We start from the raw sequence: 16,045 nt of genomic DNA on the forward strand, positions 1-16,045 counted from the left end.
TGACCGCCCAACGCGATCCTCGACACAAAAAAGCCGCCGCTTTCGCATCGGAAAAGCGGCGGCTTTTTTATCGAACCATGAGTCAACGCCAGATCAGCAGTTCTTCCACGGACTTGCGCGGGCGCGCGGCGGGCGTTTCGGCGGGGCGTCCCAAAGCGATCAGCGCGGAAACCGACTGCCCCTCGGGCAGGCCGGCGAGACGGCAGACGTCGTCGTTGTCGAAGACGCCCATGATCACCGTTCCCAAACCGGCTTCATGCGCGGCAAGACAGAAGGCCTCGGCGGCCAGGCCGGCGTCGAACGACTGCCAGTGGCTGCCCTTGGAGGTGGACGGCACGCCGTCCTTGTCATAACCGCTGACGCCGTCGAGCGTTATGAGCAAGATCAACGCGGGCACGCCGGCGACGATCTGCGCGTTCCGCTCGAAGCCCATCAGTCCCTCGGCGGCGATCCGGCCTTTCAGGGCCGGATCGAGCACGGCCATGTAACGTACCGTCTGCGAGTTCTTCCACGTCGGGGCGAAACGCGCCGTGTCCACGATGCGCTCGATCTCTTCCTTTGCCACGGGCGCGTCCGAAAATCTGCGCACGCTGCGGCGCCCTCTGATGCATTCGAGAGCTTCCATAGGTCCCGCCTCCTTTGCGTTTTTGACGATTTCAGCGTCCGGCTCGTCGCCGGACGACCGTCGCGGATGTTCCACGTGGAACATCCTTTCCGCGCGGCGCACGATGATCCGGTGGGCATCATGCGCCGCGCGCCCTTTGAATATTTTCCGGCGAAAAGTTTTCGCCGTTATTTGCCGATGCAGAAGCGGCCGAAAATCTCGTGCAGCAAATCTTCGTCGCGGTCGCCGCCGAGGATGCGGGAGAGCGAACGGCGGGCGTCGCCGACGCAGCCGGAGACGAGCGCCTGATCGAGACCGTCGCCGAGAGCTTTCAGTCCCGTGCCGACGCTGGCGATGGCGCCGCGCAGCTCCTCCACCTGACGCGAGCTGGCGTTCAGTCCCGTGTCGAGAGCGCCGGTGCCGGAGACGAGGCCGACGAGGGATTCTTTCAGCTCGTCGAGGCGCAGTCCCTCGGCCGCAGAGACGGAGATCACCGTACTGGCGGGGATCAGGGCCGTCAGCGAGGCTTCGCTGATCTGCTGCGGCAGGTCGGCCTTGTTGAGGACGACGAGGTGCGGCGTGTCGGCCAGCTCGTGGACGCGGTCCACGTCCTCCTGATGAAGCGGTTCGCTGCCGTCGATCACCCAGACGCAGACGTCGGCCTCTTTCATGGCGGCGCGGGCGCGCTCGACGCCGATGGCTTCCACTTCGTCGTGATAGTTCTCGGTGATGCCGGCGGTATCGACGAGGCGCAGCGGGATACCGCGGTAGGTGAGCACGGCTTCGATGACGTCGCGCGTGGTGCCGGGGATGGCGGTGACGATGGCGCGCGACTCCTTGAGCAGGGCGTTGAGCAGCGACGATTTGCCGGCGTTGGGGCGGCCGACGATGGCGACGCGGATGCCCTCGCGCAGGATGACGCCGGAAGAGCAGCGCTCGAGCAGATCCGCCAGCGACTGACGCACCACCTCGAGGCGGTCGGCCAGCGACTCGTCGGCGACGTAGGGCACGTCTTCCTCGGGAAAGTCGAGGCCGACTTCGATCTCCGCGCCGAGGGCGGTCAGTTCCTCGTAAATCTCGCCGACGGCGCGCGTCAGCTCGCCGTCCAGCGTGCGGTTGGCGGCGCGCAGGGCCTCGTTGCTGCGGGCCTGAATCAGCGCGCCGACGGCTTCGGCCTGCGAGAGGTCGAGGCGGCCGTTTTCGAAGGCGCGGCGGGTGTACTCGCCGGGCAGGGCCATGCGCGCGCCGCCGGAGATCAGCAGTTCGAGGCAGCGCTGCGCCGCCAGGCTGCCGCCGTGGCAGTGCAGCTCTACCAGATCCTCGCCGGTATAGCTGTGAGGAGCGCGAAACGGCAGCACGAGAATGTGGTCGATCACTTCCCCCGCCTCGTCGAGCAGCACAGCGTTACGCGCGAAACGCGGTTTCAGCGGCGCCCCGGTCTGAAGACGCACCTGACGCTGCGCGATCGCCCAAGCGTCGGGCCCCGAAAGCCGCACAATGGCAATGCCGCTGTTTCCCCAAGCCGTTGAAATTGCCGCGATCGTGTCTCCAAACACAACGGTCACCTCCCCGAAAGAGTCGCCTTGCTTTCCCGTCCGTGATTTCTCGATTTTATTATAGCAGCGCGCAAATTCATTATGACGATTCCTATTTAAAAATTCAAGAGGGAGGCGGATTCTTTCGCCGCGCCACCGGATCGGCGCCCCTTTCGGGGACGCAAGGATTCTCTTGACAACGTCGGCTCTTCGTGCTATAAAATGCGCCAAGCAATTCCCAATCTTTTGCAAAGGCGTGAACTTTCATGATCTCGGCAACCATCCATATCCATAACAGCTTTGACAACGGCATGTGGTGGCGCAGCGTGGGGACTCTCTTCGACGAGGACCGACGCGCTGTCGTGCTGCGGTCTGAATAAATCCGTCCGGATACGAAGAGCCGGTTCCCATTCATGCGGGAACCGGCTCTTTTTCGTTTATCTTCCGTTCAGCGTCTGGAAAGGGGGAATGTCCATGGAGCCCGGTTGGCGGCTCAAACAAGACGAACATCGCAGCGTGCGGAATTCGGCGGCCGTCGTCGGCCGGACTTCACGGATCCTCGCGGGATCCCGTTCATTTCAGGGAGGTTTTTGTCATGCAGTTCACTCAGCTTCAGTCGATTCTCGTCGTTCTCGGCTTCTTCACCGTCGGCGATCTGATCGCCTCGCGCACCCGGGCGCTCGTTTCCATGCGCTTCGTCTCCTCGGGCATGATTCTCGCCGCTTTCTGGCTGGGGATGCCCGCGGACTTGTTCAAGACCACGGGGCTGATGAGTCTGGCGATGACGTTCATTCCCGTGCTGATGGTGCACATGGGCACGATGATCGACGGCCGGGCCATGCTGGCGCAGTACCGCACCGTACTGATCGCGCTGGCGACCATGTGCGCCGCTTCGGCCGCCGTGATTCTGATCGGAAGTCCGCTGATCGGCATGAACTTCGCCCTCACCGCCACCGGTCCCATTTCCGGCGGCAACGTGGCCATGCTGATCATGAGCGAAGCCGCCCAGGCCAAAGGGCTGAACGACATCCTTGTGTTCATCACGATGCTCTTGATTCTGCAGGGTTTCATCGGCGTGCCCATCGCCAGTCTCTGCCTGCGCCGCGAAGCGCGCCGCCTCAAGGCCGCCTTCGCCGCCGGCGGGCAGGCTGCGGAAACCGAAGCTGAAAAGAGCGAGCGCAGAAAGCCGATCCCCGAACTGCCCAAAAAACTGCGCACGCCGTTCGTGCTGCTGTGCAAGAGCTTTCTCGTCGCCGCCCTGGCCGTCGCCGCTGCGCAGGCGACCGGCAACCGCGTCCATCCCTTCGTGATGGCGCTCGTCTTCGGCGTCGCCTCCTACGAGCTGGGCTTTCTCGAAGGACGGATCCTCGACATCGCCGCCTCTAGCGGCCTCTCCATGTTCATCATGCTTCTGCCCACGTACGTCAACCTCAACAAGGCCACGCCGCAGATGGTGCTGTCGCTCTTCTACCCGATCGCCGTGTCCTTCGCCGCCGCCGTGATCGGCCTGGTCGCCTCGGCGTACCTGATCAGCCGCTTCGCGAAAAGCTCGTTCGACATGACGCTGGCCATCGGCGCCTGCTGCCTGATCGGCTTCCCCGGCACCTACATCGTCGCCGACGAAGTGTCGCGCAACTTCGGCGACACGCCCGCGGAAAAGGAGTTCATCGAAAGCCGCATCATGCCGCAGATGCTCGTTTCCGGCTTCACGACCGTTACAATAGCTTCGGTGTTCCTAGCCGGCTTTCTGGTCAACTTCATGTGATCTCGAGAAAGGGAGAATAAAGTCATGGACAAAACGAAGATCCTCGCGCTGGCCGCTCAGGCCGAAGACGAAATGACCGCGCTCCGTCACGAGCTTCATCGTCACCCCGAGCTGGGCTGGCAGGAAGTGCGCACCACCGACGCGATCGAACGCGAGCTGAGAAAGATCGGCTGCGCCATTCTCCGCCGCGGCTTCGCCGGCACTCGGTGCGGCATCGTCTGCGACGTCAATCCCGACTCGCCCGGCCCCTGCGTGGCCGTTCGCGCCGACATCGACGCGCTGGCCGTGGCGCGCGAAGACAACGATCTTGAATACGCCTCCGCCGCCCCCGGCGTCATGCACGCCTGCGGACACGACGCCCACGCCGCTTCGCTGCTGGGCGCGGCCAAAATCTTCAAGGCGCTCGAGAAAGGTCTGCCGGGGCGCGTGCGCCTCATGTTCCAGCCTTCGGAAGAACAGGCCACCGCACCCGGCGCCAAAGCCCTCATCGAAGAGGGCATGCTCGACGGCGTCGACGCCGTCATCGGCTATCACGTGCGCGCCGGCGCCCCCGAAGGCGAGATCCAGTTCACGCCCGGGGCCGCCACCACTTCCGGCGACATCTGGGAACTCGACGTCGTCGGCAAAGGGGGCCACGGCAGCCGCCCGCAGGACGCCGTCGACCCCACCGTCGCCGCCGCGCAGATCATCTGCGCCCTGCAGACCGTCGTCAGCCGCGAGATCCCGCCCGGCGAGCGCGTCGTCATCAGCATCGGTACGCTCAAAAGCGGCAGCGCCGTCAACGTCATCCCCGAAAAGTGCGAGATCACCGGCAACATCCGCACCACCAACCCCGATATCCGCGCTACGCTGCCCGAACGCATCGAGCGCATCGCCCAGGGCGTCGGCCTGGCCATGCGCTGCCGCACCGACTTCCGTTTCATCCCCGTCTATCCCAGCGTCGTCAACGACGAAGCCATGGGGCTGCTGCTCGAAGAGGCGGCCGGAGAACTGTTCGGCGCCGAAAAAGTGAAGCGCGTCCCCATCTCCTCCGGCTCCGACGATTTCAACTTTTACTCCGCCGAACGCCCGTCCATTTATTTCAACGTCGGCATGGGCGGCCCCGGCACGCCCTACGCCGCCGCCCACCACTCGCCCCAGTTCCGCACCAACGACGCCATCCTCAAAACCTGCGCCGCCGCCGTCGTCGCCACGGCGTGCAAATTTTTGGAAGCGAAAACGAAATAAAAGCGCCGATACGGCCGAGGCCGCCTTTTTCCCGCTCTCAAGCGGGTCAAAAGACGGCCTCGCGCCGTGCGTTCCGTAGTGTTATCTGCCTTTTCGTGAGGAAACGGCCATCTGCAAAGTGCCTTTTCGTGAGAAAATTTTACCAGGAAGGGCATCCCATCTGTTTTTGACTCGCTTCTTGTCTGGAAGGCGCTATTTTATTTCCGCCGCGGCTTTATGACCAGCGCGCGGATCTTTTCCTCGATGATCTCCCAGAAGATCCACAGCGGGATCGAAAGGACCATCAGCGCCGTGAACAGGACCTTCACGCCCGCCGTCGGCCCCGAGGTCAGCTCGGCCCCCAGCAGCGACAGCACCGCCATGCCGGGAGCGCGCCCCAGCAGGCAGACCAGCGACAGCGGCAGCAGTCTCAGTTTCGTCATGCCGGCGATAAAGCACACCGCGTCGTCGGGCAGCGCCGGCAACAGGAAGATCATGAAGAACATCGTGTAGCCGCCTTTCGTCAGCAGCGAGTCGAAACGCTTCATCACGCCGTCGGGCACGAGGCGGCGCACGAATCTCTCTCCCAGCAGACGCGCCAGCAGCATGGCGAGCAGACTGCCCAGCGCCAGTCCCAGCGTCGTCAGCGCCCAGCCTTTCCAGAAGCCGAACACGAAACCGCCGGCCAGCGCCACTGCCTGCCCGGGAATCGGCGCGAACAACACCTGCAGCACCTGTACGCCCACAAAGAACCACGGCGCCGACGCGCCCTTGCGCAGCAGCAGGTCGCGAAAGCTCCGCGGGTCGGCGAAAAACTGCCCGACGAACGACTGCCATCGCCCGGCAACATCTTCGGGCAGCAGCCATAGCGCCGCCTCATACACGGCGAACATCGCCGCCGCGATCGCGCAAGCGGCCACGACGACCGCCGCCAGCCCCGCCGCCTTGCGCCGCAGCAGGGCGAAAAACTCACTTTTGTTCACCGGGGCATCCTCCGTTCAGATATGCGCCATCCCCCCGCTGCGGGCGGCGGCAAACCGCCGCTGTGCCGGCGAAAGGATTCTTTTTCGCTCCATTTTACGCTACAATAGAGGCTGTTTCCCCAGCCTCCTCCAAAGGAGTGGTTTCCTTGATGCGTCTTGGACTTCTCGGCGGCATCGTCGGCGTGCTCTTCGTTCTCTGGCTGATCCCCACGCTCGTGAACGGATTTTTCGGCCTCGTCTGGTTCCTGGTCAAGCTGCCGTTCCGCCTGCTTTATCTGATCGTCGTCGACGGGCTCTTCGGCCTGCTCGGACTCGCATGGAAGCTCTGCAGCGGCTTTTTCGCCCTCTTCGGCGTCGTCGGCACCGCCGTCATGTGGCTGCTCATCGCCGCCGCCGGCGTTTGGGGCGGCGTCTCTCTGCTCAGCGTGTGCGCCGGCACTTCGCCGTCTCGCAGAAGCGGCCGCGCCTCCTCAGCGCCGCGCGCGCCCGCAGAAAAAGTCTCCGCCGGGGCGCCGCGCTTCGCTTCTCGCCGGTGGGCGCTGGGGATTTTCGGCCTCGGCAGCGACGCTTCGCAAAACGACATCAAACGGCGCTATCGCGAGCTCGTCGCCGCGGAGCATGCCGACCGTACCGCCTCCGACCGAGCCGGCGAACGGCGTCTGGCGCAGATCGACCAAGCTTACGAAATCCTCACCCATTGAATTATAAATCGTCACGACAGCGTCGGCAAATCATTTTCCGGCGCTGTCGCGACGATGTCAGCCGCCACAAGATCGCCGCGCTTCTCAAAGATTCAGCGCGCCCTATTCGGCAGGGCGTTCCGCTCGAAATCGGCCTTCATCGCGGCGCGCAGCTCCGGCGACTGGAACACGTCGAGACCGGTCATGGCCAGCCCCTTGGCGGCCAGCAGCACCACCTCGTCGGCGCGGCGAGACACGGCGGCTTCGCGCAGCTCGGGCGTGTGGCCGCCGACGCCAGGCGCGTGCAGCGACAAATAGGGATGAATCGACGGCGTGCGCACCGACACGCTGCCGATGTCCGACGAGCCGCTCATGCGGTCGGGCTCGGGCCATGACATGGGCTCGCCCAGCTCTTCCATGTTGGCCTTGAAGGTCTCGTCCAGCGGCCGGTTCGGATAGCGCTCGGAGCAGAAAGGCGTATGGGCGATCTTCAGCTCCGCTCCGGTCATGGCCGCGGCGGCCCGCGCCAGACGCTCGAGATCGGCGTACATCGGCCTGAGCTGGTTCAGCTTCTCGGCGCGCATGGAGAACGCGCAGGCGCTGAACTCGGGGATGATGTTCGGGGCCGTGCCGCCGGCGGTGACGATGCCGTTGATTTTGCTCTTGTTGGGCCAGAGGTGGAGCTGAGCGTTGATGGCCGCAAACAGGTGCAGCGTCGAAGTCAGCGCGTTGACGCCGAGAGCGGGGCGCGAGGAATGGGCCGACGTGCCGTGAAACTCGACGAACACGTCGGTGACAGCCAAGCTGCCGGCGCCGACGAGATTTTCGCTGGGATTGGGATGGAACATCATGGCGCAGTCGAGCCCGTCGAACGCCCCGGCATCGGCCATGGCGATCTTGCCGCCGCTCGTCTCCTCGGCCGGCGTGCCGAAGAGGACGACCGCGCCCTCCCTGCCTTCCAGCGTTTCGGCCAGCGCGATGGCCGCGCCGCAGGACGCCGCGCAGATCATGTTGTGTCCGCAGGCGTGGCCAAGGCCGTTGAGCGCGTCGTATTCGGACAGAAAGCCAATCTGCGGCCCTTTGCCCAACGTGCCCTTAACGGCGCGGTACGCCGTGTCGAGCCCGCAGCAGGGATTTTCGACGACGAAGCCGTATTTTTCCAGCAGCGTCTTCTGCCAGGCCACGGCCTGGCGCTCCTGCATGCCCAGCTCGGGATGAGCGTGCACCTCGTGGCTCAGCGCGATCAGCTCGGGCGCAAGACGTTCCACCGCAGCGGCAATTTTCTGCTTCGGATCCATCATCCAACCTCCTTAAAATAAACTCTTAAAGATTATCCGATCGTATTTAAATTTTTGTTTCGATCCAGTGTCGTTATTCTACACGCTCCCGCCCAGTTCCGCAATCGAAAAGGCCATGACGACGCCGAGGTCTTCACCGGCGGCAGAGGTACGTTCCGCCACGCAAAAAAACCGCGCCCCGAAAAATAAAATTTCGGAGCGCGGTTTTGTCGTTCTCGTCGCGGGCGACACCCGATCCGCCTCGGCAAACTCCCGATGCGGAATGTTATGGTGTGGGCAGCCTTTTTCAGGCGTGCCCCTGCGAACTCTCGGGAGAAGCCCTTCCGGTCCCGTTCCCTGCGCCGCCCGCGGGCGCCCATTCGTAATAGGCCCGCTCGTCGGCTCCGACGCCGAAACGCACCACGCTTTTCCTGCCGGCGCAGCGGAAGCCCAGCTTTTCGCACAGCTTCACGGCGGGCACGTTGCCCGACCACACGTCGAATCTCACGGCGCGGCAGCGCATGCGGGAAGCCGTCTCCATGACGAAGTGCATCATCTGCGTGCCCAGCCCTTCGCGAAAGCGCAGCGGCGAAACGCACAGCGCCCGCACGACAAAGACCAACCGCGGCGGAGCGCGGAACTTCCAGTTCACGCGGGCGTAGTCCTCGGGCTGCTCCCCGCTGATCGCCAGAGCCGCGTAAATTTTTTTGCCCTCGCCCTTTTCGTCCCACAGCGCGTACATTTCCTGCTTGGCGATGGCGCGGCGGATCGTCGTGCGGTCGGGATAAACACCCGACACCCATTTGGAGTACGCCTCGTGACGGCGCTCCCAGGCGAACAGTTCCATGTAGATCTGCTGCACCGCGTCGATGTCGTGTCCCGTCGCTCTTCGTATCATGCGGAGCTCGCCCCCCTTTCGCAGACTGCGCCCAGTTTAGCACGAAAGGAGGCGGAAAGGAACCGGACGTGCTTCACCCCATGCCGGCGTCATTCTTCTTTTCCGTTTGGCGTAATAGCGCCGTTTGGAGGAAAGACTGCTACAATGAAGCGGAAAAGGAGGCGAGGTGCATGAACGAAAAGGATTGGACACTGCTGACGGCGCTGGCGGCGGAAAAAAATCTCACGCGCGCGGCGCAGAGGCTGTACGTCAGCCAGCCGGCCGTGACGCGGCGCATCCAGCAGATCGAGCAGGAGTTGAACTGCGCCATCGTCGTCCGCGGAGCGCGCGGCGTCGAGCTGAGCGCCGAAGGCGAAGCGCTGGCCCGTTACGCCGCCGAGGAACTGCAGCGTTTGCAGGCGCTGCGCGAATACATCGACAACCGCGGCGCCGACGTGCGCGGCACGATTCGCCTGGCCTGCGCCAACGCCTACGCGCGCGCCTGCCTGCCGGGGATTCTCAAAGAATTCTCCGCCCGCTGCCGCGGCGCGGACGTCCACGTCGTCACCGGACACAGCGCCGCTCAGTCGCACCGCCTGAGTGCGGGTGAAGTCCACGTGGCCATCGTGCGCGGACCGTTCGATTGGCCGGAAGAAAGTTTGCCTCTTGACGCCGATCCTTACTATTACGTCGTCAGCGCCGCGCCCGTCGAGCTGGAGCGTCTGCCCGACCTGCCCCAGATCCGCATCACCACCGACGCGCCGCTGGAAGCGGAACTGCACCGCTGGTGGACGGAGCGCTACCGCCGGCCGCCGCGCGTTTCCACCGTCGTCGACCGTTCCGACATCTGCGTGGAGATGGTGCGGCGCGGACTAGGCTACAGCCTGCTTTCCGGGCTCGATGTACAGGGCTGCCCGGATCTGTTCCGCGAGCGTCTTCTCTTCGCTTCCGGCAAGCGCGAACTGCGCCGCGACACGCGGGCTTACTGCCGCGCCGTCTCGCTGCAGCTTCGCGCCGTCAGAGCCTTCTGGGATTTTCTGCGCGAACGGAGCCAGCGGAGCGAAGATTGATTCTCCCATCCAGCCGTAATATTCTGAAATCGCCGCGGTATCTTCGCGCGAAAAAACGTCATATCATTCGAGAGGGGAAATCCGTTCATGTTGCTGCTGAAAAACGCAAAGGTCGTCACCGTCGCGGGGAAAACGTACGAAAAAGGCGTGGTCCTCATCGACGGGGACAGGATCAAGTCCGTCGGCGCAAGCGTGCGCGTGCCGGCAGGGACGAAGACGCTCGATCTGGCGGGCAAATGGGTCACGCCCGGATTCATCGACGCTCACACGCACATCTCCACGTTCAACGAACCGGCGACCATGCCGTCCGTCCTCGACGGCAACGAAAAGACCGATCCCGTCACCGCGCAGGTGCGCGCCATCGACGCGCTGAATCCGTTCGATACAGGCATCGAAGCCGCCCGCCGCGCCGGCTTCACCGTCTGCTACACCGGCCCCGGTTCGGCCAACGTCTGCGGCGGCATCGGCGTCAGCTTCAAAACGAAAAAAGGCGCCACCGTATACGACATCGCCATTCCCGGCAGCGAACACATGAAGTTTGCCATGGGCGAAAATCCCAAGCGCGTCTACGGCGTGGAACAGCACCGCGCCCCGATGACCCGCATGGGACTGGCCGCGGTGATGCGCAAAGCGCTGTACGAAGCGCTCGATTACTCCGAAGAGCTGAAACGCGGCGAGAAGGATCCCCGCAGGAAGCCGAAGCGCAACTTCACGCTCGACGAACTGGTGCCGGTCGTCCGGGGCGAGCGCAAGTGCCGCATCCACGCGCACCGCGCCGACGACATCGTCACCGCCGTGCGCATCGCCGAGGAGTTCCATCTCGACTACTCCATCGAGCACTGCACCGAAGGCTACAAGATCCTCGACTTTCTGAAAGAGCATCATGTCGACTGCGTGGTCGGCCCGCTGGCGATGGGGCCGTCGAAAATGGAGATCTGGGGCCGCCGCCTCACCACCCCCGCCGTGTTCGAGGCCGCCGGCATCAACTTCTGCCTGACGCAGGACACATCCTCGGGGACGAAATACCTGCCCGTCTACGTGGGCATGTGCATCGCCCGAGGCTTGAGCGAAAAAACGGCCTTCGAGGCCGTGACCATCCGTCCGGCCCGTCTGCTCGGACTCGCCGGCCGCATGGGCAGCATCGAAGCCGGCAAGGACGCCGACCTCGCCGTGTGGAGCGGCAACCCCTTCAGCAATCTGACGCTGTGCGAAAAGACCATCATCGACGGCGAAGTGTACGACAACCTCGAAAACGGTTTGGACTAAAAAAAGCGCCGTCCCCGGCCGGCATCGGGAACGGCGGACAAACAGGCGCGCACCGCTTCGAACGAAGCGGTGCGCGCCTGTTTGTTTTTGCTCAACGGGGAAGTTGCTCAATTATTTTTCTCGTCGCGGTACGCGTTCATCAGGCAGCCGGCGAGGAGCATGTCCCGTTCGCCGCGCGTGACGCCGGGCAGCGACAGCGTCACGGGGAGGCGCGTGCCGCCGTCGAGCAGTTCGGCCTCGATCTCCGTGCCGTCGCCGTCCACGAACGCCCTCACGCCGGGGATGAAGAGCCAGGCTCCGGTTTTGAACCTGGCGCGGTCTGCGTCGCCGACGATCCACGGGGCCATGCCCCAGTTGACGAGGTTGCTGCGGTAGCGTTTGGTGGCGTACTCGCGGGCCACGTTGGCCTGGCCGCCCAGCATTTTCTGGCTGCTGGCGGCCTGCTCGCGCGCCGAGCCGTCGCCGGGTTTGACGGCGCAGACGAGGCTGCCGAGGCCGACGCGTCCGGCGGCGATCCCGGCGAGGTCGAGCTGTTTTTTCAGCTCCGCGGGCATCCCGCCGCCGTCTTTCACCGCCGCGGCGCGCGCTTCTTCGAGCGCTTTCGCCCGCTTGGCCGCGGGCACGTAATTTGGATCTTTGCGCTGCAGCGCGAACTCGGCCAGCTTGAGCGGGTTGCTGCGCAGCGACGAGGTCTCGCCGGAGGGGATCAGCTCGTCGGTGGTGGTGACGGGGTCGTCGATCACCGAGGCGACCAGCAGCAGCTGATTCTCCGGCAGCGGGGCGATCTCGGGCCACGGCCTGATGTTGGGGCCGTAGCGGAGCTGCGTTTCCGGATGCGGACGGCCGAAACCGTTGTAGACGCGCTTGGCGTAGATTTCACCGTCGAAGACGTACGGCTCGTGCTCCGCGAGGCGGTCGGCGAACTCGAAAGCGCTGGTGAGCGCGCCGCCGTTGGCCGCCGTGGCGGCGATGCTGCGCGCGTCCATGAGCGCCACGGCCGACCATTGGCCGGCGTTGGGCTTGGAGCCTTCGCGGTTGGGGAAGTTGCGCGTCGTATGTCTGACGCTGAAGCCCTGGTTACAGGGCGTCTCGCCGGCACCGAAGCAGGGGCCGCAGAAGGCCGGATAGTTGACCGCTCCGGCGCTGATCAGTTTCTGCATCCAGCCGCCGTTCATCAGCGCCTCGCCGACGGGCATGCTGGACGGATAGACGCTGAGGCCGAAAGCGCCGCGGCCGGTGCTGCCGCCGTCGAGGATCTGCGCCGCGGCGACGAGGTTCTCGAAGTTGCCGCCGGCGCAGCCGCAGATCACGCCCTGTTCGACGTGGAACGTTCCGCCGCGCAGCTTGCCGGTCAGGTCGACGTCCAGCTCGGGATTGTCCATCAGTTCGCGCGCGTCCCGCTCGGCCTGACGCAGGATGTCGCCGGCGTTGGCATTGAAGTCGGCGATGGTAAACGCGTTGCTGGGATGGAACGGAACGGCGATCATCGGCTCGACGGCGCTCAGGTCGACGACGAGCGCGCCGTCGTAACGGGCCGCCGCGTCGGGCTCGAGCGGGGCGTAGTCCTGAGGGCGGCCGTGGACGCGGAAAAATTCGGCGATTTTTTCGTCGGTGCGCCAAATCGAACTCCAGCAGGCCGTTTCCGTCGTCATCACGTCGATCCCGAGGCGGAACTCGGCACTCAAGCTGGAGATGCCGGGACCGACGAACTCCATGACCTTGTTCTTGACGAAGCCGCTTGCAAACACCGCTCCGATGACGGCCAGCGCCACATCGTGAGGCCCGACGCCGGGACGGGGCGCGCCGGTCAGATAGACGGCGATCACGCCCGGCCAGGCGAAATCGTAGGTACGGCCGAGAAGCTGCTTGACCATTTCCGGGCCGCCTTCGCCGACGGCCAGCGTGCCCAGCGCGCCGTAGCGGGTGTGGCTGTCGGTGCCGAGGATCATTCCGCCGCTTTGGGCCGTCGTTTCGCGCATATACTGATGGATCACGGCCAAATGACGGGGCACGAAAATGCCGCCGAACTTCCGCGCCGCCGTGAGGCCGAACATGTGGTCGTCCTCGTTGATCGTGCCGCCGACGGCGCAGAGGCTGTTGTGGCAGTTGGTGAGCACGTAGGGCACGGGGAACTTCTCCAGCCCGCAGGCGACGGCCGTTTGCAGCGCCGCCACATAGGTGATGTCGTGCGAAGTCAGCGCGTCGAACTTCAGGTGCAGCAGCCCGTCGCCACGATAGGAATCGTGCGCGGCGACGATGCGGCGGGCCATGGTGCCCTCGCCGCTTGCGACGGGTAGCGCGCCCTCGTAACGGATCCCCTTTTCGGCCAACCGAGCCTCCAGCTCACGCGCACCCAGCCGTTCCGCCTCTTCGACCAGCGCGACTCCCCCAAACAGCGTCACCGGCCTGTCGATCAAAGTAATCATGCGAATTCCCTCTTTCTCCGCAGAATAGGAACTTGATGGTCCCAGGATACCGCATTTACCGATAAAATCAAATCACGATTTTTCATGTTTTATCATAATTATTTTGTATGAACGGCCGTCGCGCGCGGACGATATGTTTACGGCGAAATATTATCGCCGCGTGCCGACGGTAAAACCTCCTGTTTTTTAGCGCGTTTGAGGCGACGCCGTGGGACGCGCTTCGGGCAGACTTCATTTTATTTTTTCGAAAGCACGAGAGCCCATGAAAAAGTTTTTAGCCGCGCTGCTCTGCGTTGCGGCGTTCTGCGTTCCCGCTCTGGCGGCGGACAAGGTGCGCGCCTACACGACGCTGGAAGAGGTTTTCGCGAAGGAGATTTTCGACGCCGGACGCTTCGAGGCGGGCGGTTCGCCGCGGCAGCTGCTGTTTACGCCCGTGTACGACGCCGAACGTTACGTCTCTCCGGCGTGGCGCTGCCCCGTTCGCTGATCGTCAATCCCGGCGCGCTACTGCGCGGACGGATGCGCGTCGAAATCCTCGTGCAGATCGACGATCCGCACGTGCACAGGATCTACTGCGAAGGCGAGCGCCGCGCCGTGACCATCTCCGAAGAGGCGGCCAAAGTCCCCCCGTAGATGCGGAGCCGCGCTGAAAAAAACGCTGCAGGCGGTATTTGTTTTGTAAGATCATCAACCGATCCTGTCTTTACAATGATCGACGAAAATTGTTCGATAGCACAGTGTCTTGGACGTCACAAATCAACGGTCTCCAGAGAGCTCAAACGGAATTCTTCTTCACAGGACTACTCTTCCTCCGTTGTGCAGGGCTCTTACTACGCTCGCAGAAAAGCATGTCACCTCAAACGAAAGCTTGACAACGAGACTCTCAAACGAGTACGAGAACGCCTTTGCTTCAAGCAGTAGTCTCTCGAACAGATCGCCGCCTGCTTGAATAAAGAAGAAGAAAGCTCCGCTCTCCGTCTATCGCCGCATTTATCGTGGGGCTTTCGTCTGCATACCTTGGGACTGTCTCCGCGCCGTTAAAAAAACTGCGGCATCATGGCAAAAGGCGGTACATGGGCGATCGGGAAGCCGATACCGCGTGCGGCAAATAGGAAAAGTCTGCCTTGTCACTCTGGTCGACCGGAAGAGCCGGATGTTCCTGTGCCGCAAGGCGGAGAAAAAGGCTGCCGACTGCGTGTCCAAGACGATCATCGATATGCTGAAAGACCTTCCTCATAAAAGTATTATTTCGGATCAGGGCTGCAAGTTCTACAATTACGAACAGATAAGCATCGGTCTGAATGGGATGAAACTCTTATTCCGAGCCGCATCAACCGTGGCAGATAGGGAACGAACGAGAACACCGCCGAGTTTTTAAGGGAAAACTTTCCCAATTTTTTAAAGAGGGAACATTTTCAGCCGCGCATGCGCAACATTTTCAATGATGCCCTTTGATTGAAAATCAGTATCAGAAGCAAACGAATTTCAGTTCGTTGCCGTCCGCCTCGATCAGCCTGAGAACATCCGTGGTCTTCATATAGACGATGACGGTATTTTCGTTGGGATGGATGCCCATCAGCCAATCGCGGAAGTCCCCCTCAAAATAGACCGTCACCCGACGTTCTTCGTCGTTGAGGATACCGAAGGGTGTGCCCCCACTGGCAAGACCGAACTCGCTCCAACGCCTCTTCCGAGGCGAAGCTGAGACGTCGCATGCCAAACCACGCGTTGAACTCCTTGAGATCGGCGCGCTTTTCTTCCTTCACCGTGATCAGATAATAGCTCTGCTTCTTGTCGTCGCGGACAAAAAGATTTCTGGTGATGGTCTCGATGTGAGGCAGGCCGAGCGTTAGTATCTCGTCGATGATGCAGGGGGGGCGTGTTCTACCTTTTCGTAAGCGAGTCCCGGCGTCCAGCATCGCGATCACTTCTCGCTTGTTCACAGCCATTCATTCCCTTTTCTCGAGGATTTTTTCATTTTACCCCGAAACGGGCCGCGGCGGTTTCGCTTTTCTGCCATAAAAGACGGCCGAAAGAACGCCTCGAAACTAGAGAACGAACCAAAATAAACTCTGCGTACCCGCATTTCAGCCGTTCACAGACTCTCATACCTCGATTTTACATAATATTTTATAGCATTATTTTTTAATGGGTAAATTTTCAGAGTAAATGCAACCTCGTCAAAGTAAATGCGACGGGGTTGCATTTACTTTGACAGGACAAAAGCAGCAAGCAGTCATTACGAACACATAATAACGATCAAGATTGCGCTAACGGAGCAAATTCAAGGGGATGAAAAGCTGTTACGAGGAAATTGTCCGAAAAAAGAGCATACAAAAGTGACCCTCAACTGAAA

Annotated in this window: 16 protein-coding genes; 8 read left to right on the plus strand and 8 right to left on the minus strand. The window is 62.6% G+C overall.

Translation table 11 applies throughout. The annotated features are described in order from the left end of the window. Window positions 1–82: 82 nt before the first annotated feature. Both D7D26_RS06295 and mnmE read right to left on the minus strand, forming a co-directional pair. Complete coding sequence (locus tag D7D26_RS06295; RefSeq protein WP_120372468.1) at window positions 83–625, minus strand: nitroreductase family protein; 543 nt, start codon at window positions 623–625, stop codon at window positions 83–85. A 167-nt stretch (window positions 626–792) separates the two neighbouring features. Next, entirely contained in the window at window positions 793–2,160 is a 1,368-nt protein-coding gene (mnmE, locus tag D7D26_RS06300; protein ID WP_120372469.1) for a tRNA uridine-5-carboxymethylaminomethyl(34) synthesis GTPase MnmE, read from the minus strand. 574 nt (window positions 2,161–2,734) lie between these two features. Here mnmE and D7D26_RS06305 point away from each other — a divergent pair. Together D7D26_RS06305 and D7D26_RS06310 are read left to right on the plus strand one after the other, a co-directional pair. After that, window positions 2,735–3,904: a hypothetical protein gene (locus D7D26_RS06305; RefSeq protein ID WP_120372470.1), complete on the plus strand. Its 1,170-nt coding sequence runs from the start codon at window positions 2,735–2,737 to the stop codon at window positions 3,902–3,904. Between the two features lie 24 nt (window positions 3,905–3,928). Then, complete coding sequence (locus D7D26_RS06310; RefSeq protein ID WP_120372471.1) at window positions 3,929–5,131, plus strand: M20 metallopeptidase family protein; 1,203 nt, start codon at window positions 3,929–3,931, stop codon at window positions 5,129–5,131. A gap of 197 nt (window positions 5,132–5,328) precedes the next feature. Here D7D26_RS06310 and D7D26_RS06315 read toward each other — a convergent pair whose 3' ends face one another. Continuing rightward, window positions 5,329–6,093: a TVP38/TMEM64 family protein gene (locus D7D26_RS06315; RefSeq protein WP_120372472.1), complete on the minus strand. Its 765-nt coding sequence runs from the start codon at window positions 6,091–6,093 to the stop codon at window positions 5,329–5,331. Window positions 6,094–6,242: 149 nt separating this feature from the next. On the opposite strand from D7D26_RS06315, the gene D7D26_RS06320 reads away from it, so the two are divergent. Continuing rightward, window positions 6,243–6,794 (plus strand): J domain-containing protein, encoded by a 552-nt coding sequence (locus tag D7D26_RS06320; protein ID WP_120372473.1) that lies wholly within the window; start codon window positions 6,243–6,245, stop codon window positions 6,792–6,794. Window positions 6,795–6,886: 92 nt separating this feature from the next. On the opposite strand, the gene D7D26_RS06325 is transcribed toward D7D26_RS06320, so the two are convergent. After that, the gene (locus D7D26_RS06325) at window positions 6,887–8,071 is read right to left on the minus strand and encodes an amidohydrolase (RefSeq protein ID WP_233543482.1); all 1,185 of its coding nucleotides are present in this window, start codon (window positions 8,069–8,071) and stop codon (window positions 6,887–6,889) included. Window positions 8,072–8,357: 286 nt separating this feature from the next. Continuing rightward, entirely contained in the window at window positions 8,358–8,948 is a 591-nt protein-coding gene (locus D7D26_RS06330; protein WP_120372475.1) for a GNAT family N-acetyltransferase, read from the minus strand. Window positions 8,949–9,118: 170 nt separating this feature from the next. Between D7D26_RS06330 and D7D26_RS06335 the strand changes: the two genes are divergently transcribed. Beyond that, entirely contained in the window at window positions 9,119–9,997 is an 879-nt protein-coding gene (locus tag D7D26_RS06335) for a LysR family transcriptional regulator (protein ID WP_158606289.1), read from the plus strand. 87 nt (window positions 9,998–10,084) lie between these two features. After that, entirely contained in the window at window positions 10,085–11,263 is a 1,179-nt protein-coding gene (locus D7D26_RS06340) for an amidohydrolase family protein (protein ID WP_120372477.1), read from the plus strand. 107 nt (window positions 11,264–11,370) lie between these two features. On the opposite strand, the gene D7D26_RS06345 is transcribed toward D7D26_RS06340, so the two are convergent. Then, window positions 11,371–13,689: a hydratase gene (locus D7D26_RS06345; RefSeq protein ID WP_120372478.1), complete on the minus strand. Its 2,319-nt coding sequence runs from the start codon at window positions 13,687–13,689 to the stop codon at window positions 11,371–11,373. Between the two features lie 262 nt (window positions 13,690–13,951). Between D7D26_RS06345 and D7D26_RS06350 the strand changes: the two genes are divergently transcribed. The 3 genes from D7D26_RS06350 to D7D26_RS12905 all read left to right on the plus strand — a co-directional run bounded on the left by D7D26_RS06350 (window position 13,952) and on the right by D7D26_RS12905 (window position 14,610). Beyond that, entirely contained in the window at window positions 13,952–14,176 is a 225-nt protein-coding gene (locus D7D26_RS06350; RefSeq protein WP_120372479.1) for a hypothetical protein, read from the plus strand. Continuing rightward, the gene (locus tag D7D26_RS12305; protein ID WP_158606290.1) at window positions 14,155–14,322 is read left to right on the plus strand and encodes a hypothetical protein; all 168 of its coding nucleotides are present in this window, start codon (window positions 14,155–14,157) and stop codon (window positions 14,320–14,322) included. Before D7D26_RS06350 ends, D7D26_RS12305 begins: the two co-directional genes overlap by 22 nt. Window positions 14,323–14,397: 75 nt before the next feature. Continuing rightward, window positions 14,398–14,610, plus strand: a complete 213-nt coding sequence (locus D7D26_RS12905; RefSeq protein WP_352402982.1) for a helix-turn-helix domain-containing protein — start codon at window positions 14,398–14,400, stop codon at window positions 14,608–14,610. 547 nt (window positions 14,611–15,157) lie between these two features. On the opposite strand, the gene D7D26_RS12310 is transcribed toward D7D26_RS12905, so the two are convergent. Beyond that, window positions 15,158–15,304 carry a hypothetical protein gene (locus tag D7D26_RS12310; RefSeq protein WP_158606291.1) on the minus strand — a complete coding sequence of 49 codons (147 nt, stop codon included), beginning with the start codon at window positions 15,302–15,304 and terminating at the stop codon, window positions 15,158–15,160. Beyond that, window positions 15,288–15,638, minus strand: coding sequence for a YbaK/EbsC family protein (locus D7D26_RS06365; protein WP_120372482.1), 351 nt, complete (start codon window positions 15,636–15,638; stop codon window positions 15,288–15,290). The genes D7D26_RS12310 and D7D26_RS06365 overlap by 17 nt, the downstream gene beginning before the upstream one ends. Window positions 15,639–16,045: the final 407 nt, after the last annotated feature.

Source organism: Pyramidobacter sp. CG50-2 (assembly GCF_003612005.1).
GTDB lineage: Bacteria > Synergistota > Synergistia > Synergistales > Dethiosulfovibrionaceae > Pyramidobacter.